Source organism: Marinobacterium sp. xm-a-127 (genome assembly GCF_013283425.1).
Taxonomy (GTDB): Bacteria; Pseudomonadota; Gammaproteobacteria; order Pseudomonadales; family Balneatricaceae; genus Marinobacterium_E.
Genome location: NZ_WBYH01000004.1, coordinates 92,399 through 109,578 on the forward strand (window position 1 = coordinate 92,399; position 17,180 = coordinate 109,578).

17 protein-coding genes and 1 tRNA gene are annotated in these 17,180 nt (G+C 49.7%); 12 read left to right on the top strand and 6 right to left on the bottom strand.

The annotated features are described in order from the left end of the window. Nucleotides 1–4 precede the first annotated feature (4 nt). Nucleotides 5–1,039, bottom strand: coding sequence for an aminoglycoside phosphotransferase family protein (locus XMA127_RS08285; protein ID WP_173499130.1), 1,035 nt, complete (start codon nt 1,037–1,039; stop codon nt 5–7). Between the two features lie 111 nt (nt 1,040–1,150). Here XMA127_RS08285 and lptD point away from each other — a divergent pair, with 111 nt between their 5' ends. Genes lptD through apaG form a run of 5 tightly spaced genes read left to right on the top strand, consistent with a single transcriptional unit; the run spans nt 1,151 to nt 7,290 of the window. After that, nucleotides 1,151–3,793 carry an LPS-assembly protein LptD gene (gene lptD / locus XMA127_RS08290; RefSeq protein ID WP_173499131.1) on the top strand — a complete coding sequence of 881 codons (2,643 nt, stop codon included), beginning with the start codon at nt 1,151–1,153 and terminating at the stop codon, nt 3,791–3,793. Then, nucleotides 3,780–5,066 (top strand): peptidylprolyl isomerase, encoded by a 1,287-nt coding sequence (locus XMA127_RS08295; protein WP_371731525.1) that lies wholly within the window; start codon nt 3,780–3,782, stop codon nt 5,064–5,066. The genes lptD and XMA127_RS08295 overlap by 14 nt, the downstream gene beginning before the upstream one ends. After that, nucleotides 5,066–6,055 carry a 4-hydroxythreonine-4-phosphate dehydrogenase PdxA gene (pdxA, locus tag XMA127_RS08300; protein WP_173499132.1) on the top strand — a complete coding sequence of 330 codons (990 nt, stop codon included), beginning with the start codon at nt 5,066–5,068 and terminating at the stop codon, nt 6,053–6,055. Before XMA127_RS08295 ends, pdxA begins: the two co-directional genes overlap by 1 nt. A gap of 6 nt (nt 6,056–6,061) precedes the next feature. Next, nucleotides 6,062–6,877, top strand: coding sequence for a 16S rRNA (adenine(1518)-N(6)/adenine(1519)-N(6))-dimethyltransferase RsmA (rsmA, locus tag XMA127_RS08305; RefSeq protein ID WP_173481246.1), 816 nt, complete (start codon nt 6,062–6,064; stop codon nt 6,875–6,877). Nucleotides 6,878–6,903: 26 nt separating this feature from the next. Beyond that, nucleotides 6,904–7,290 (top strand): Co2+/Mg2+ efflux protein ApaG, encoded by a 387-nt coding sequence (gene apaG / locus XMA127_RS08310; protein ID WP_173481247.1) that lies wholly within the window; start codon nt 6,904–6,906, stop codon nt 7,288–7,290. A gap of 13 nt (nt 7,291–7,303) precedes the next feature. Here the strand turns inward: apaG and XMA127_RS08315 are convergent, their stop codons facing one another. Next, the gene (locus XMA127_RS08315) at nt 7,304–8,158 is read right to left on the bottom strand and encodes a DUF72 domain-containing protein (protein ID WP_173494870.1); all 855 of its coding nucleotides are present in this window, start codon (nt 8,156–8,158) and stop codon (nt 7,304–7,306) included. Between the two features lie 118 nt (nt 8,159–8,276). Between XMA127_RS08315 and XMA127_RS08320 the strand changes: the two genes are divergently transcribed. From XMA127_RS08320 to XMA127_RS08335, 4 genes are all read left to right on the top strand, one after another. After that, nucleotides 8,277–8,353: transfer RNA gene (locus XMA127_RS08320), tRNA-Met, on the top strand. 563 nt (nt 8,354–8,916) lie between these two features. Further along, complete coding sequence (locus tag XMA127_RS08325; RefSeq protein ID WP_173499133.1) at nt 8,917–9,972, top strand: PQQ-dependent sugar dehydrogenase; 1,056 nt, start codon at nt 8,917–8,919, stop codon at nt 9,970–9,972. Between the two features lie 18 nt (nt 9,973–9,990). After that, nucleotides 9,991–10,365 carry a DUF2237 family protein gene (locus XMA127_RS08330; RefSeq protein WP_173481250.1) on the top strand — a complete coding sequence of 125 codons (375 nt, stop codon included), beginning with the start codon at nt 9,991–9,993 and terminating at the stop codon, nt 10,363–10,365. 92 nt (nt 10,366–10,457) lie between these two features. After that, nucleotides 10,458–11,261 (top strand): ion transporter, encoded by an 804-nt coding sequence (locus XMA127_RS08335; protein WP_173481251.1) that lies wholly within the window; start codon nt 10,458–10,460, stop codon nt 11,259–11,261. Here the strand turns inward: XMA127_RS08335 and XMA127_RS08340 are convergent. Genes XMA127_RS08340 through XMA127_RS08350 form a run of 3 tightly spaced genes read right to left on the bottom strand, consistent with a single transcriptional unit; the run spans nt 11,258 to nt 13,715 of the window. Next, nucleotides 11,258–11,755 carry a DsrE family protein gene (locus XMA127_RS08340; RefSeq protein WP_173483052.1) on the bottom strand — a complete coding sequence of 166 codons (498 nt, stop codon included), beginning with the start codon at nt 11,753–11,755 and terminating at the stop codon, nt 11,258–11,260. The genes XMA127_RS08335 and XMA127_RS08340 overlap by 4 nt on opposite strands. A gap of 35 nt (nt 11,756–11,790) precedes the next feature. Then, the gene (locus XMA127_RS08345; protein WP_173481253.1) at nt 11,791–13,431 is read right to left on the bottom strand and encodes a SulP family inorganic anion transporter; all 1,641 of its coding nucleotides are present in this window, start codon (nt 13,429–13,431) and stop codon (nt 11,791–11,793) included. Nucleotides 13,432–13,445: 14 nt separating this feature from the next. Further along, complete coding sequence (locus tag XMA127_RS08350; protein WP_173499134.1) at nt 13,446–13,715, bottom strand: hypothetical protein; 270 nt, start codon at nt 13,713–13,715, stop codon at nt 13,446–13,448. Nucleotides 13,716–13,884: 169 nt separating this feature from the next. Here XMA127_RS08350 and XMA127_RS08355 point away from each other — a divergent pair, with 169 nt between their 5' ends. From XMA127_RS08355 to XMA127_RS08365, 3 genes are all read left to right on the top strand, one after another. Then, nucleotides 13,885–14,388, top strand: a complete 504-nt coding sequence (locus tag XMA127_RS08355) for an LPP20 family lipoprotein (protein ID WP_173483055.1) — start codon at nt 13,885–13,887, stop codon at nt 14,386–14,388. A 116-nt stretch (nt 14,389–14,504) separates the two neighbouring features. Continuing rightward, nucleotides 14,505–15,512 carry a CsgG/HfaB family protein gene (locus XMA127_RS08360; protein ID WP_173481256.1) on the top strand — a complete coding sequence of 336 codons (1,008 nt, stop codon included), beginning with the start codon at nt 14,505–14,507 and terminating at the stop codon, nt 15,510–15,512. Next, nucleotides 15,509–16,489, top strand: coding sequence for an LPP20 family lipoprotein (locus XMA127_RS08365; protein WP_173481257.1), 981 nt, complete (start codon nt 15,509–15,511; stop codon nt 16,487–16,489). The genes XMA127_RS08360 and XMA127_RS08365 overlap by 4 nt, the downstream gene beginning before the upstream one ends. On the opposite strand, the gene XMA127_RS08370 is transcribed toward XMA127_RS08365, so the two are convergent. Further along, complete coding sequence (locus tag XMA127_RS08370) at nt 16,478–17,176, bottom strand: tRNA (guanosine(46)-N(7))-methyltransferase TrmB (RefSeq protein ID WP_173494865.1); 699 nt, start codon at nt 17,174–17,176, stop codon at nt 16,478–16,480. The genes XMA127_RS08365 and XMA127_RS08370 overlap by 12 nt on opposite strands. Between the last annotated feature and the right edge of the window lie 4 nt (nt 17,177–17,180).

Sequence of the window (17,180 nt, forward strand, 5' to 3'; positions counted from 1 at the left end):
GCTTTCACAGTTTTGGCCACTCTTTAGGCCAATCTGAAGCGATGTACTGGCCAAGCAGCTCGTGTTGACGCATGGCGGGTATCAGCCCTGATAGCGCCTCTTTTAAATCGGAGAATTCCGAATGGGCCGACGCGGCTCGGTAGAGGTATTCGAAGGTCAACGGAATATCTTTAAGGTAGCCCGATTTCCCATCACGCAGGTAGAGTCTGGAGAAGATACCCAACACCTTGAGCTGACGTTGCATCCCCATCAGATCGAAGAGTTTTTTAAAACCTGCTGAGTCTGGCAAAGAGAAACCGACATCCATCAGCATGAGGCGGTAGTTTTCTACCCACTCAGCGACGACTGACTCTGGCCACTCGATGTAGCTATCACGTAACAGTGACACCAAGTCATAGGTGACAGGACCGATCAATGCATCCTGAAAATCGATCACACCCAGTCCGCCATCGACTAACGGCATTAGATTGCGCGAGTGATAGTCGCGATGCACACAAACTTGAGGTTGACTGAACGCCGATTCGATCAACTGCTGATAGGTCTTCTCTAGAAGGCTATCCCAGCCCTCTGTGATGCCAAGCATCTCACCTAAGAACCACTCTGGGAAAAGATTCATCTCACGTGTCAGCACGGCGGCATCATAGTTGGGCAAGCCCTCAGCCGGCAGCATCTGAATACCCAACAGCGTCTCTAATGCCTGAAGATAGGACGCATCACCTTCGGATTTCAGGCGATCTAAGAGCTGCTGATCAGCAAAATCCTCCAGCAGCATAAAGCCTAAAGCAAGATCATCAGCCACCACTTCAGGCACATGAATGCCTTTTTCAGACCACTCTTTAGCGATACGCACAAATGGCTCTGAATTCTCTTTCTCTGGAGGAGCATCCACAGCGATTAACTTTGCTGTTGGCGTCGCCGCACGGAAGTATCGACGGAAACTGGCATCACCGCTGACAGGGGTAATCTCTAGCTGGTCGCGATCGGCATAGGGCCAAACCTGTCTAGCCCAGTTTTTTAATTGCGCTTGGCGCGAACCCATTTACGTTAACCTCTGGTACTGAAGAGCGGGAATCTTTATTATAAGTGCCCAATATTACTCGACTTTTGAGGCTACTTAAACGTCGTCTCGGTAGCCAGCGGATCGCATTCAATGCCCTTCGAAAAAAACGCAATTACAAAAATCATTTTAGGCTTGGTTGTTGCAGGTGGTTCAAACGCCGCTAATGCAGCGGGCGCCTGGGACTGTCAGCAGACTGACCGAGGTTGGAGCTGTGGCGCTTCTGCCGATTACAAACCTGAACCGGTTCCGTTAACTCGCATCTCAGCAACTGAAGATGCGATCGAAGCACAGATCACAAAACCGCTGCCTAAACCGCTGCCAGAGCCCAAAAAAGAGCAAGAGCCCAAAAATGCTCTGACCGCCGAGCCAGAGCAGAAACCAGAACAGAAAATCGCCGCCAAACCTGCACCCGTTAAAACGGACGCTAAACCAGAGCCTGACACAAAAGCTGTTGCAACGACTGCAACGAGCGAAGCGACAGATGAGCCGATTGAGGCAGTCACTCTTCCAGCTCGGGCCATCATTCGTGACCCAAGCGATGATCGACGTGACATCAATCTAGACTGGGTACGTTTAGCACCTCTGGATGCTGAAGGGTTGGTCTGCAAAGGTCGTTATGATGAGCCTGACATCTGGGTTGGCGATCTGGCTCCCGGTAACGAAGAGAGCAGCACCGTCATCAACGCTGATGAGTCCGATGCCGATCTCGATGGCTTATCCATTTTACGTGGCAACGTCATCATCGAAGAGTCTGGTCGCCAGATTAAGTCCAACCTTGCCGAGTTTGAAGCGCAATCGCGACAAGCCCTACTGCGTGGCGATGTGCGTTACCGTGAACCCAACCTGTTGATGACTGCAGATGCCATGTCTGCTGACCTGAACAATAAGATCGCCATCGCCAATGAAGCGCGTTTCGTCATGCATGATCAACATATGCGCGGTGATGCAGAATCGATGACTCGCTTTGGTGATCAGCGAGTTGAAGCCGAAGATACACTGATTACCTACTGTGAACCGGGTAATAACGATTGGGGTATTCGAGCTGCGCAGATGGAGCTCTATCCTCAAGAGGGGTATGGAGAGGCGTGGAATACCCGCTTTGAAGTTGCTGGTGTACCGGTCTTCTACCTGCCCTACTTCTACTGGCCATTGAATGACACGCGCAGAACGGGCCTACTCTATCCATCCCTCAGCACCAGCGAGCAGGATGGTTACGATCTGGCTCTGCCCTACTACTTCAACATTGCGCCTAACATCGATGACACGCTAACGACGCGCATCATCGAACAGCGTGGTGTGCTGTTTGAAAACGAGGCGCGCTACCTCAACAGCTTCAGCATGAACACGCTGAATACCAGCTGGCTTCCCGATGATGATCTTCAGGGGAGTGAACGTTGGTTGATCGACTTCAATCATACCGGCACTCCGGCACCCAACTGGTCGAGTGATGTCAGCTTCACTCGCGTCAGTGATGACAACTACTTTGACGACCTAACGCCGGTAACGCTTGCGGTACCGGCTGCTGATGTTCTGTCTCAGCGTGCTCAAGTAGCCTATAGCGGTAATGGCTGGAGTGCATCGGCACTGGTTAATGATTATCAGATTCTAGATAACTCAACCAGCTACAAGCGCATGCCTCAGCTCAACTTCAGTACCAGCCAAAGTCTGAATGAGACAGTGCTGAATCTCGCCGTGCAGTACACACAGTTTGATTCAACCAATGAGAGCGCAACCGACGGCAGTCGTCTTCATGCCCGCCAGTCAATCGGTTACAGCGCGGAGACCACTTGGGGTTACCTACGACCTGAAGCGGGCGTTTGGCACTCAAGCTATGACTTCTCAGATAATAGCAGTGCGTCGCACACCAACCTGTTTGCCTCGTTGGATTCAGGCCTGATCTTTGAACGTCAGGGCGAGATTGCCACTCAGACGCTAGAGCCACGCATCAAACTGATACATGTTGATGGTGACAACACAAATACTCTGATAGATGGCGATAATTCATTCTTTGACTCTGGCAAAAATCCCCTTGGCTTTAGCTACGGCAACCTGTTCGATAATTTGGGCCACTCCGGTAATGACCGAGTTAGCCATACCGATCAAGCAACCCTAGGCCTAGAGAGCAAAGTCTACAGTCTAACGGGGCGTGAGCTGATCTCGGCAGGCATTGCACAGGCTCACTACTTTGGTGATCACGATGCTCGCCCAGGCGATTCAACCGGTACAGCAGATCAATCGGATTACGCTGTCTACGCCAGCTGGAAGCCCTCTGAAGTGCTGACGCTGAGCCATGACTCGCGCATTGATCGTGAAACAGCTGCGCTACTGACCGAAAACTATCGTGCCTACTACCGTCCAGATGATGAGCGACTACTCTACGCAAACCTACGTAAAACGCAGAGCAGTGACGGCAACAACACCTTCAACCAGATCGATCTGGCCACGCGTTGGCCGATCACGACAGAGTGGAGCGGCGTTGCACGATACACCCAAGATATCAAAGAGTCTGAAAACCTAGAGACGCTTGCCGGTATCGAGTACGAAAACTGCTGTTGGAAGGTCCGCTTTACCGGACAGCGAAGCATTGTCGACGGCAGCAGCGATTTCGAACGTGAGAACAAGTTCTACATTCAATTCATTCTTCGCGGTCTGGGCGCCTTTGGCCAGAGCGAAGGTCGTCAGTTCCTTGAGGATTTAACGGGTTATAACGAGGATGACCGTGACAACTTTTAAACATTTGATCGCATCGGCGATTTTTGCCCTCTCAAGCAGCTCCTTGCTTGCAGAGCCCGTTGCACTGGACCGTGTTGCCGTCGTAGTTAACGAAAGCATCATCATGAGCTCTGAAGTGGATCAGCGAATTCGTGATATCCGTGCTCAATTAACGGCGCGTAAAGCTCAGCTACCACCCGCTGAGGTTTTGGCTAATCAGGTTAAAGAGCAGCTGATCATTGAGAGTATTCAACTGCAACTGGCTGAGCGCCAAGGCATTCGCGTCAGTGATAGTGAGCTGAACAGTACGATGAACCGCATCGCTCAGCAGAACAATCTATCCCTGAGTGATTTCCGTAAAGCGTTAATCAACGAAGGACGTGACTATCAGCAGGTGCGTGATCAGATTCACCGTGAACTGATCATCAGCCGTGTTCAGCAGAGCAACGTCAACCGTCGAGTCAGCGTAACGGACCAAGAGGTTCAGAACTATCTCAATTCAGATCTGGCGAAGAACCAAGACCGCAGTGAATATCTACTGAGCAACATTCTAGTCGCTCTTCCTTCACCTGCGTCGCCAGAGCAGATTAAATCTGCTCAAGATCGCGCCAACCAACTCAAAGCCGAACTGGATCAAGGCGCTAATTTTGCGGATCTAGCAGTACGCAGCTCGGACGCACCCAATGCGCTTAATGGCGGTGACCTGGGTTGGCGTAAAGCACAAGAGCTACCGACCCAAATATTCTCTGCTGTGTCGGGTCTATCAAATGGCGAAGTCTCTAAAGTGGTTAGAACCCCTTCAGGCTTTAACCTACTGCAGTTGCGCGAGCGTCGTGGCGATCAAGCCACACTGGTAACAGAAACTCGAGCACGCCACATTTTGGTAGCCCCTTCAGAGATTCGCACATCAGCACAGGCTCAAGCCTTCGCTGAAGAGCTCTACTCACGATACAAAGAGGGCGAGCCATTTGAAGAGTTGGCGCGCCGCTACAGCGATGACCCGGGCAGCGGCTCATTGGGTGGTGAACTGGGCTGGATACAACCGGGCAAGATGGTTGTTGAGTTTGAACAGCAGATGGACAAACTGGCTATTAATGAGGTGAGCGAGCCTTTCGAATCCCGCTTTGGCTGGCACATTGTACAAGTACAAGAGCGTCGCCAACAGGACTTCACCACTGAGATGCGTGAAAACCAAGCCCGCTCAGAAATCCGTAAACGTAAGTACGATGAAGCACTCTCCACTTGGTTACGTGAACTTCGCTCAGAAGCCTACGTCGACATTAAGGTGAAGTAGTGGCTCTTCGAATTGCACTGACCCCGGGCGAGCCGGCCGGCATCGGTCCAGACCTTTGTGTTCAGATTGCCCAGCAAGGCTCTGAGCACCAACTGGTCATCATCTGTGACCCTGACATTATTGTCGATCGCGCAAAACTCTTAGGCTTGCCGATCAAACTGCATGAGTTTGATCCAGACCAGCCTGCCGTTGGCTGTCAGCCTGGAGAGCTCTTTTACATTGGCACCCCATCGAATGCCGATGTTATTCCAGGCCAACTGGATCCGCTCAATAGCGTCTATGTTCTGAATACCCTTCGTTTAGCTGTAGACGGGGCTTTGGGTGGCATGTTTGATGCCATCTGCACAGCACCGGTTCATAAGGGTGTTATCAATGATGCCGGTTACCCCTTCACAGGCCATACAGAGTTTCTACAATCGCGTTGTGACGTCGATCAGGTTGTTATGATGTTGGCGACCGAAGGGCTACGAGTTGCTCTTACAACGACACACCTGCCATTATCTGAAGTGCCTCAAGCGGTAACGCAACCGCTACTTCGTTCGGTCATCGATATTCTGTTGGATGATCTGAAGCACTACTTTGGTTGTGACAAACCCAGCGTCTTGGTTGCAGGCTTAAACCCCCATGCTGGCGAAGGCGGCCATATGGGACGTGAAGAGATCGACACGATCGAACCGGTATTGAATAGCTACCGGGAACAGGGTGTTAACCTGATTGGCCCACTCCCTGCCGATACGCTCTTCACCGAACTTCATCTAAAAGACGCTGATGCGGTGCTTGCGATGTACCACGACCAAGGGCTGCCGGTTCTCAAGTACAAAGGGTTTGGCCAAGCAGTGAACATCACCTTGGGTCTGCCTATTGTGCGCACCTCAGTCGATCACGGCACCGCGTTGGATCTTGCCGGCACAGGCAGAGCCGATGCAGGCTCTTTGCAGACCGCCCTTAGTTATGCTGCCGAGATGGCTTCTAACCGTAAACAATCATAGGTTGATATGAGCAGTAAAAACCCTGGGCACGTGGCCCGCAAACGTTTCGGTCAGAACTTTCTGCACGACCCTACTATTATTGGTCGTATCATCTCTGCGATTAATCCAAAACCTGAAGAGCACCTCGTTGAGATTGGTCCCGGTTTAGGTGCACTTACAGAAGAGATTCTAGAGCTCGCCGGTGCGCTGGAAGCGGTAGAGTTAGACCGTGATCTCGTCCCAGTCCTGCGTACCAAGTTTTTTAGGTATGAAGATAAGTTTAAGATTCACGAGGCGGATGCTCTCAAGTTTGACTTCTCGTCACTGCAACAAGATGAGCGCCCACTTCGCGTGATCGGCAACCTGCCCTACAACATCTCAACGCCGCTGATTTTCCATCTCTTGAGTTTTTCAGGATTGATCAGCGACATGCACTTCATGCTGCAGAAAGAGGTGGTGGAACGTCTAGCTGCACAGCCGGGTGAAAATCACTACGGCCGCCTTGGCATAATGGCGCAGTACTACTGTCAGGTAGAGAAGCTCTTTATCGTACCGCCCGGCGCCTTTAATCCGGCACCGAAGGTCGATTCCGCCATTGTTAGATTGATTCCGCACAAAACGCTACCCATACAAGCAAAAAGTGCTGAGCTGTTGGCTGACGTTGTCAGAACCGGTTTCAGTCAGCGACGTAAAACTCTGCGTAACAATATGAAGGGTTGGATTACCGGCGAGCAACTTGAAGCCTTGGGTATTGATCCTGGATTACGCCCTGAGCGCCTCTCTCTCGCTGAATTTGTCGCCATCGCTGACGCGATCTATGATTTACGAAACAGCGCTGAATAAGCACTGCACGACGAGACTGTCTATACATGCAAGATTATGAACTGAGCCGAAACGTAGCGATCGATGTGACAACCGACTATCTGACCGACCAATCGGATCCAGAGACACACCGTTACGTCTTTTCTTACCACATCACCATCACCAACCATAACCCTATGCCTATCCAGCTACTGAGCCGCCGCTGGCTGATTACCGATGGTAATGAGAAGACACAAGAGGTATTAGGGGAAGGAGTTGTCGGTGAACAGCCCACCATTGAACCGGGCAAAAGCTACAGCTACACCAGCGGCACGGTCTTAGCGACTGAGGTGGGTGCCATGCAGGGTCACTACGACATGATCACCGACGAAAATGAGACCTTTCAAGCGACCATTGCCCCCTTCACACTGGCACAAACTCACGCGTTACACTAGGAGAACGGACTCTCTAAAATAGAGAGCTCTGTTCCGACGCGAGCAACTCAGGCGTTGCCCCCTGCACAGAGGGTTTTGCCTCTTTCAACTTATCGACAAAACGCGCAGCCAGTTCCGGTGCTTCAGCACAATCTGGCGTATGAAAGAAGAGATAAGGCACTCTCCCCTCATCGATCCACTGCAACACCTTAGTGACCCACTGATCTAAATAGCGATCAGACTCCTGCCACTGCATGGTCGATATGAAACGAACCTGCGGATGCTGACCAGTTGCAAGGACATGCAACGGCACCTTTGGCTTCTTCTGCTGAGCATCTAAGGTAGCTGAGTCCATGGCGGTTACTGCAAAAATGGGACGGGTGTCGAACATCACACGATTGACGCCTGTCTCCAGCAGCATCTGATTAAACGCCCTCTCCTCATCCCCTTTCGCAAAGAACTCAGGGTGACGAACTTCAACCGAGTAGTTGAAGGCTTTAGGTAGAGCCAACAGAAATCGATGGATATACTCAATCCCCTCACTGTTAAAGCTTTTTGGTAGCTGCAAGTTGAGCAGCCCGATTTTATGAGCCAGCGGCTCCAACACTTCAAACTGCTCGGCCACTTTAGGATTAGCCACCTCTAAAGCACTGCGATGAGAAAGATCTTGGTGGAACTTAAAACAGAATCGAAAGTCATCAGGCGTCTCATCCCGCCAACGCTTCACCGTATCCGGTTTAGGCAAACCATAAAAAGTCGTGTTTCCCTCAACCGATGAAAATTGACGAGCATAACGTTGTAGCGCAGTCCCACCCCCTGCCAAACAGCCACCCTCCCAAACAGGATGTTGCCACTGAGGTAAGCCTAAATAGTAATCATGCAACGCCATACTCCTTAAAATAGGCTACAAAGAGTACCAAACTAAAAAAATAGTGGAAGAATATCGTAATATTTTAGAAACAGGCTTGTAGCAACCTTAAACCTATGTATAATATGCCCCACGTTGATGCGGGGTGGAGCAGCCCGGTAGCTCGTCGGGCTCATAACCCGAAGGTCGTCAGTTCAAATCTGGCCCCCGCTACCAACGTAAAAAAGGGAAGTGTACTTCAAAGTGCACTTCCCTTTTTTCGTTGGTGGGGGCGAATATATGAGCACTGACGAAGTCAGTTCACCAAAATGCATGGATAGCATTTTGGGATGCCGAAGGCAGTCCGAAGGACGATTGCACAGGATGTGTAATCGCAAATCTGGCCTTGAACGGAGCACCAAAGGTGCGACGGCCCGAAGGGTGAAAACACAGGAAGTGTTTTCATAAATCTGGCTTGAATCTACGACCCAAAAACCACGTCGGGCTCACTCTTATTAGCTCCGCGGTGAAGGTCACCAGTTCAAACCTCACCCCCGCTACCAACGTAAAAAAAGGTATAGGCCCGCAGGGTTTATACCTTTTTTTTCGTCTGGCGGATGGGCCAGATGCAGAACTGGCGCAGTCAGTTCACAACCAATGCATGGATTGCATTGGTTGAACGGAGCACCAAAGGTGCGACGGCCCGAAGGGTGAAAACAGAGGAGGTGTTTTCATAAATCTAGCCAAAAATCCACCCCAGCCCAAATACCGTAACTACATAAAAACCAACGGTATCTGAAATGAAAGTCATCACTCTCCTATCAGCCTTACTACTAAGCCAGGTTTCTCTCGCCATCACCATCGAAAAAATAGGTTCAGACCTTTCTCACCCTTGGGGTATCGCTGTCCTTAACGATGAAGAGGTCCTCGTGACAGCAAGAGCCGGTGCCCTTTTGCGCATTAACCTTACAACCGGGCAGCAAAGAGCTGTTTTACCCACCCCTTTTGTAGCAAGTTTTAGGCAAGGCGGGCTTCTCGATGTCGCCTATGATGAACAATCAAATAGGGTACATCTTTGCTACAGCAAACCGTTAGAAGGTGGCGCAGGCTTAGCGATTGCATCGGCCAAATTGGATGGGTATCAGCTTTTAACACCCAAGGATATTTTTGTCTCCAACCATCGCTCTCCCTCCGGTGCACACTTCGGCTGTCGGATAGTCATAAAGGGCAACTACCTGTTTGCCTCTTTGGGCGACCGTGGTGATCGCAGTAACGCTCAAAACCCCTCCAATCATGCTGGATCAATTATTCGACTGAACCTTGTTGAGCCGGAGCCAGCCAATACTCAGCAAGATTGGTTGCCTGAGATCTACTCGATGGGTCATCGAAACCCACAAGGTCTTGCATTACAGCCTAATACAGGACTTTTATGGTCTCATGAACATGGTCCACGCGGTGGTGATGAGATCAATCTCATTGAGCAAGATAACAACTACGGTTGGCCAACCGTCTCTTACGGTAAGGAGTACATAGGTGGGGATATAGGTCTTAACTCATCACCCGATGGATATACCGATCCTCTCTGGGTCTGGGATCCAAGCATTGCACCATCGGGAATGACCTTCTATACCGAAGAGATGTTTCCCGAATGGCAGGGCAATCTTTTGGTTGGCGCTTTGAAGTTCACAAGCATCTACCGAATCGTCATAGATCCTGATAGCAATCTGCCCGTTTCAGAGGAGAGATTATTCAATGATGAGATGGGAAGAGTTAGAGACGTTGAACAGGCCAATGATGGCTCAATTTTAGTGTTGAGTGACGCACCCAATGGTGGCCTATATAGGATTAGTCGATAAATCATTAAGGTAAAACAGATGAACAACCAACAGTTAAACGTATTAGGCACGCCACTTGAAACGTGTAGCAGTGATCCGCTAACTGGCTATTACAGAGACGGATGTTGCAACACAGATGAATATGATCGCGGAACCCACACGGTCTGCGCTGTGATGACGGAGGAGTTTCTGCTCTTCTCACTTCGCAAAGGGAATGATCTCATTACCGCCCGGCCTGAATATCAGTTCCCCGGTTTAAAGCCAGGCGACTCTTGGTGCCTATGTGCTCAACGATGGGAGGAAGCTGAGGTTTCAGGGTGCGCCCCGAGAGTTAATCTATCCGCAACTAATGCAAAAACACTTGAGATTATCAGTTTCGAGACGCTTAAACGGTACAGCATAGATCTTCATTAATTTTCACACAGAGCTCAAGAGCTACCCTCTCCACAACTCCAGTATTTTCAATTACTATCAGCGTCCATTTTATGTAGTGAATTTCTAAGCCAATGAACAGCAACGCTTTACTATCGACACTCGTTAAAATCCGCTCTAACAAACTCTTCGAGCTCACCGTAATTGCGGTGATTATTGGCTCGGCGCTCCTTATTGGTGCCAAGACCTTTGACCTTTCTGACACCGCTGAGATGATTGTTGGTTGGCTGGATATCGCTGTTACCGTCTTCTTTCTGGTCGAGATCACGGTTCGTTTCATTGCCGATGAGAACAAGCGCACCTTCTTTAAGGATCCCTGGAACCTATTCGACACCTTAGTGGTTGTGATCAGCCTGATCCCTGTCAGTCAGGCCGATACCGCTCTGGTCGCACGTCTAGTTCGCGTGTTCCGCGTCTTCCGAATGGTCAGCATCATTCCAGAGCTTCGCATGCTGCTGAACTCGTTGATCAAAGCACTGCCTCAGCTAGGGTACGTCCTTCTGCTGATGTTCATCATCTTCTACGTCTATGCTGCCATTGGTGCGACGCTCTTTGCTGCGATTAACCCTGACCTTTGGGGTGATGTCGCAGTGTCGATGTTGACGCTCTTTAGGGTGATGACCTTTGAGGATTGGACCGATGTCATGTACGAAACGATGACGGTCTACAGTCTAAGCTGGATCTACTACCTATCCTTTATATTCTTAACGGCCTTCGCCTTCTTGAACATGGTAATCGGCATTGTCGTCAATGTGATGAATGAGGAGCATGAGCGCATCCTTAAAGAGGAAGCGATCGAGGCTAATGAGCCAACCATCGCTGATCTTCAAAAACAGCTGGCTGAGATTAAAGAGATGTTAAATCAGAGAGCGAATTAAAACGCGAACTGATCCACCAACAGATACCCCATCGCAACGTAGTTGTTGATCTGCGCGGGGCCAGAAGGGGCAACGTCAACGTAGTCTGGAAAAGCCTCTGCAGTGACGTTGCTCCAACTCGCAAAGGTTTCACACACATGCACATCCACGCCAGATTCACCTAGATCACGAACCCCTTGATGCAGAAGTGGGAACTTACTCTCATTCTCAGTGGTCAGAGCGAACTGTTCATTGCCGTGGCTAACCACCGCTATATCGAGATCTGGAAAAGCTGATCGCAAAGAGTCTATGGCGCCCATCAAACGAGGTTGAATCCGTTGCCACTGTTGTGGATTAGGCGCCAAAATTTCAAACACCACTCCTGGTGGCGCTTCTTCAAGTGCAAGGATCTCTTTAACCGTTTTAGCTGAGGCCGCGCCTGAAAAGAGCAGACTGAGCGGAAGCAATACCCTGAGTAACAGGTGGCGAACTGTCTTAAAGATCAAACTGAACATAGTAGACCTCCAAATCTCTTTTGCTTCAGCTTAGCTTATAAACTGGAAAGTGACTGCCTCAATGCCTCGGTTCTTGATTCTGTTATACGATCAGCCGGGAGGCGCTGATCAAGGCCAAGGCGAATCAATCGATCTTTCTCAGCGCCCGGTGCCATCACTAGACGCACCTCTTTACCAAGATCTAAGGCTTCGAGTATGACGTTCTCAATGGAGAGCGTCATGGTGTCATCTAAATAGCTGACGTCACTGAGATCAAAAATAACCGCATCGTGTTTAGCGATGTCTTTTCGCTCACGGGCTAAGGCTTTGGAGACACCAAAAATCATCGCTCCCGAAAGGTAGACCAGTAGGATACGGCCATTCGCCTCATTCAACAGGGACTGCTGTTCAGGGGTCAGCGGAATCTCATCATCGACATCGGACATAGAGCGAACCTTCTCAGCCTCAACATCGGATAACTTACGGATGATGATGACGTTCGCGACAAAGACACCGACACCCACCGCAACGATCAGATCGACAAACACCGTTAGTAGTAGAACGGCATACATGATCATCGTGCTGTATTTAGAGACTAGGTGAACCCGTTTAATGAACGACCAGTCCAGAATATCGACACCCACTTTTACCGCAATACCAGCCAGCACCGCTAAAGGGATATTTTCGATCAATGAACCTGCTCCAAACACAGCTATTGCCAGTGCGAGAACCCTTATAACACCTGAGAGTGGTGTTCGCCCTCCAGACTGAATATTGACCACGGTGCCCATAGTGGCACCAGCACCTGGTAGACCACCGAACAGACCAGACATGATATTGCCTAACCCCTGTCCAAACAGCTCTTTGTTGGAGTCATGCTCTGTTCGGGTCAGGTTGTCCGCCACGACCGAGGTAAGCATTGAATCGATACAACCAAGCATGCCCAACACCATCGCATCGACCAACATAATCTGAAGCTGATCATAGGTGAAATAGGGCAAGGTCATTGAAGGCAGTGACACATCGATCTCACCAATGCGTTGGACTCCATCACTGCTAAAGATGATCACAGAGACCAGAGTAATAAGAACCAGTGCAATCAACTGAGGCGGCACGAACTTTTTGTATTTTTCAGGCGTTTTAAACAACACACCCAGTGTCACTAAGAACAGCAACAACTCACTGAAGTGCACGTTCATGATCAACTCTGGCAAATGAGTTACGGTACCTACCACCCCGCCCGCCGGTGGAGATTGCCCTAACGCAGGGGCTATCTGCAGAATAATCAGTATGAATCCGATGCCTGACATAAAGCCAGAAACCACTGCATAGGGCATCAGGGTGATGTATTTGCCCAACCTGAGATAACCAAACACGATCTGGAATATCCCTGCCATGATCACCACGGTAAACGCCATAGACAGACCATTTTCAGGGTTCGCAGCCACTAGAGTGCTGATCACAGCGGTCATCACTACGGTCATCGGTCCAGTAGGCTCAGAGATCAGAGTAGCGGTTCCACCAAACAGCGCGGTAAAGAGACCGATTAAGATCGCGCCATAAAGTCCCGCCTCCGCGCCTGCGCCAGAGGCGACACCAAATGTGAGCGCCAAAGGGAGTGAGACCACCGCAGCGGTTAAACCACCGAGCAGATCACCACGAAGATTAGAGAGAGATAGAACGTTCAGTTTAAGCATTGATCAACGGCTCACTATCGGTCAGAAGCGTTCGATTTAAACAGACGTTTAGCGTAACGAAGCAGTATATCGAAGGGGGTTTCGTCGCCAAAAAACTTAGGATTCTTGATCAACAGCAGAGACATCACAACAATCCACACCAGCGTATTTTTAATCACCCAACTGGCATTTTCATTAAAGGCCTCTTCGGTATTTTCGGCACCCATTAAAAACATAAATGGGGCAACAATCCCAAAGAACGAGAGAAGAGAGACGGCAGCGCGAATTTTTCTGCGGTTATCCATGACAGACTCTGATTTGTGATTTTGGTTATTTTACGTGATCTGTCCGTAAAGGGGTAATCACACGGGTGAGTTTTATTCCGTTGAGTGTCAATTTTCATCTAAAAATAACCCTGACATTTCTATGGAAATATGTGACCATCATATGAGTAATTTCTAATGGATAATGATCATGAACCTACGCACCAAGTTACTGATGACTGCGACACTTTTAACAACCCTTGCCGGCTGCAGCAGTGAACTGCCTAAACCCGATCTAGTCGAAGGTGGCGAATGCGTCATCCATGGTGAACAAGCACCTATTTGGGCTTGTGGTGGCTACATGGAGGCTGATCGTTATGTCGGCGTAGGATCTGCTCCATTGAGCAAGCTAGGGTATGATTTTTCTCGTAAAGAGGCAGCCATTAATGCTCGTGCTGATATCGCACAACAGGTCGAGGCTCAGATTAAAAGCAAACTAGACTCCTATCAACGTTCAACGGGTGCCGATGAGATGACGGCTGAACGCGTCGTCACTCAAGTCGCAAGACAAACCTCCGAATTGACAATTAATAACTCACAACAAGTGAGCTACTGGCAGCACCCTGAAACAGAGGTCATCTTCATTTTGCTGGGCGTTGAAAAAGCGACGATCAATAACGCGATCGACTCTCAGATTGATCAACTAGATAAGTGAGTTGTTGATGAAACCTCTATTTACTCTACTACTGATAGCTTTATCACTTTCGGCTTGCTCCTCTAACGAGGTGATGCAAGACCCCTCTCCTCAAGCGCAACAACAGAGTGCCGAGCGTGAACTTAACAAACTGTAAATTAAAAAGCCTTGGCCTAGCGGTCACCGCTTTATTTCTTACGGCCTGCTCATCGACCGCTAAGATTACCCTGATCAATCCAGCCATCAGTGATCGGGCTGCCGCCACCAAAGTCGTTGCGGTGCTTCCATTTGAGAATGACTACTCCGGTGTGGCGAACAGCATTGAATCTCGAGTCACCAACCATAGGGTGGCAGGTGAGACCTTTTTTACCGTGGTCAACCGTAAGGATCTTGAATCAATTTTAGACGAGCAAAAACTTCAACACTCTGGGCTAGTCGATGAACAGACGTCTGTTGAGATCGGTCAGCTGATCGGTGCGAAAGGACTGATTACTGGTGAGGTGGAGATTCAGACCACCGACTACTCGCTCTACTACGTTACTCGTGTTGAGTGTGCCGATCAGAAGTGCAAAAAAACTCGTGAGCGCTACATCCCTTGTGATGAGATGCACTCCAACCTGCACGCTACCATCCGACTCGTTGATACTGAACGCGGGGACCTGATTCTCTCTGAACGCTTCACGGCAAAAGAGAGTCACGATGCTTGTCGTGACAGCGCCTACTCTCTTCCAACACCCGAGAGTGTCCTAAGCAACCTAGCTGATGAGATCACCGATCAGTTCATGACTTACATAGCTCCCTATGAGGCAACTGTCATAGTGCAACTGCTCGATGATCCAGAGATCGACTACAGCAGCGAGCAAGAGGACCTTTTGGAGTATGGTATCGAGTACGTTGAGGATCACCGCATCGACAAAGCTGAAGTGCTCTTCTCCGAGCTTCTAACCAGTACAGGTGACCAATGCTATGTGGCGGCTTACAATTTAGCCGTTGTTAAAGAGCAGCTCGGTAAAACTAGCCAAGCTGAGCAGCTCTACCGGTTAGCCGATCAGTTGGTAAAAGAGCCCAACAAGATCATTAACCAAGCCATTTTGCGTGTTGAACGTCAGAAGAGTGAACAGGCGCGTTTAGAGAACCAGCTATGACCCGCAGATTCATTCTCGCTTTTCTAATGTTGGCCAGTTTTGTAACGACTGGGTGTGCAAGCAGAGAACCCGTCATCCTTGTCGCAGAACCTAAGACTCCTGATTGGTTGATGAGTCCGCTAGTCAACACAGGTGATCAATTTTACGGTGTCGGTGAGGGAGGCAGCGCACAAGCCTCTGAGCAGGCTGCATTAGCTCATCTTGCCGAGAGACTGTTAGTTCAACTATCCAGCACACAAGAGCAGCGCCTTTCGTCGGTTAGAGACAGTCGTGAATATACTGAGCGAGTGGTGGAGTCGTCGATTCAAAGCAGAACCGAGCGTTTGCCTTTGGGTGGATATGAGATCCTTAAACAGGATGTGATTGCACCGCAACGAACCGCGACCCTGCTAGCGTTGAAAAAAACGGCCTTAATTAAGAACCTCAAAAACGAAATAGACCCCAGATTAACCGCCTCCTCTGCACAGCCAATCAAGACTCTCTCTGACTGGGCAAGTGCTCGACAACAGCTAACCGATCTAAAGGCTCAACAGCCATTAATATCTCTTATGAAACAGCTGGGGGAATCGGAGATTGGGGAAAAGTACAGCAACCAGGTTGCAGACACTGAATCTGCCATTAAAGATTACCAAACCAACCACCCGGTAATGCTAAAAACCGAACAAAGCTGCATGAGCTTTAAAGGCTCACTGGAGCGTCTAATCCTAGAAGCCGGTTTTGAGATCAACTCCTCATCTGGTGTTATAACCGTCGAGTGCCAGGTCATTGAAGAAATCAGTAGCGCCTATGGCATTCACATTGCCAAAGCCGATTTATCAATTCGCTTTTTGGATGGTCAATCTAAGGTGGAGCATGCCACAACTCTGTCCATTAAATCGGCTTCATCAGCCTCTGAGTCAACGGCCAAGGCGGGGCTGATTCAAGCGTTCAACAGGCGCATACAGGATGAAGAGGCTCTTAGGATCTTAGGGTTTTAAAGCTGAGCCAGACTCTGAAAGCTGCGCTACGCACTGCCAGCTCTGCTGACCACTCTCCCAATATTTCCGTTCAAATGCACTCATCGGTTGGTCAGCGCTGTATAACTGTACGCTAGTTTCATGACCCGCCAACGCCAGTGCCCTGACGAACTCCTCGATGTAGAGTCTCCAGTTGCTTCTAACGGTTAACTCCCCACCCAAGGTCAATAGATCACTGAATACAGGACTGGCATGCCAACGTCTCTGAACCTGAGCTGATTTAGGATAAGGGTTGGGGTAGAGAATAAAATGCTTGGCTAGACGCCACTCTGAAGCTGCAGCCAGGCGCCAAAAGTCGATTAAATCCGCTCGCACAAAGAGTAGGTTATCAAGCTCACCCGTGAAGCAGTTTTCGTGCTTACTAAGACGATAAGCAGAACGATCAACCGCTATGACATTGGCGTCTGGGTATCGATTGGCAAGATGGCGGGAGCTTTCACCAATACCACAGCAAGAGTCCAAGATAAGCTCTCCGGAACGACCTTTGAGCCAATCGGTCACCTGATCAAAGGCGACCTGAGTATGGTCGGCAATGGGTTTGCGAAATGGGTTATTTAAGTTACGCAATACAATCTCATCGAGACGCTCATGCAAACCGGCCTGATTGGTTGTCACGACCTTAGAGACACCCTGTTCTTGCTTACTCATCGGT

Bases quoted from the DNA above. Each gene is read 5' to 3' on its own strand.
- XMA127_RS08335 (WP_173481251.1), top strand. From the start codon at position 10,458: ATGAACAGCAACGCTTTACTATCGACACTCGTTAAAATCCGCTCTAAC.
- XMA127_RS08315 (WP_173494870.1), bottom strand. From the start codon at position 8,158: ATGGCGTTGCATGATTACTATTTAGGCTTACCTCAGTGGCAACATCCT.
- XMA127_RS08340 (WP_173483052.1), bottom strand. From the start codon at position 11,755: ATGTTCAGTTTGATCTTTAAGACAGTTCGCCACCTGTTACTCAGGGTA.
- XMA127_RS08345 (WP_173481253.1), bottom strand. From the start codon at position 13,431: ATGCTTAAACTGAACGTTCTATCTCTCTCTAATCTTCGTGGTGATCTG.
- lptD (WP_173499131.1), top strand. From the start codon at position 1,151: ATGCCCTTCGAAAAAAACGCAATTACAAAAATCATTTTAGGCTTGGTT.
- apaG (WP_173481247.1), top strand. From the start codon at position 6,904: ATGCAAGATTATGAACTGAGCCGAAACGTAGCGATCGATGTGACAACC.
- XMA127_RS08355 (WP_173483055.1), top strand. From the start codon at position 13,885: ATGAACCTACGCACCAAGTTACTGATGACTGCGACACTTTTAACAACC.
- XMA127_RS08350 (WP_173499134.1), bottom strand. From the start codon at position 13,715: ATGGATAACCGCAGAAAAATTCGCGCTGCCGTCTCTCTTCTCTCGTTC.
- rsmA (WP_173481246.1), top strand. From the start codon at position 6,062: ATGAGCAGTAAAAACCCTGGGCACGTGGCCCGCAAACGTTTCGGTCAG.
- XMA127_RS08285 (WP_173499130.1), bottom strand. From the start codon at position 1,039: ATGGGTTCGCGCCAAGCGCAATTAAAAAACTGGGCTAGACAGGTTTGG.
- XMA127_RS08365 (WP_173481257.1), top strand. From the start codon at position 15,509: ATGACCCGCAGATTCATTCTCGCTTTTCTAATGTTGGCCAGTTTTGTA.
- XMA127_RS08370 (WP_173494865.1), bottom strand. From the start codon at position 17,176: ATGAGTAAGCAAGAACAGGGTGTCTCTAAGGTCGTGACAACCAATCAG.
- XMA127_RS08330 (WP_173481250.1), top strand. From the start codon at position 9,991: ATGAACAACCAACAGTTAAACGTATTAGGCACGCCACTTGAAACGTGT.
- XMA127_RS08325 (WP_173499133.1), top strand. From the start codon at position 8,917: ATGAAAGTCATCACTCTCCTATCAGCCTTACTACTAAGCCAGGTTTCT.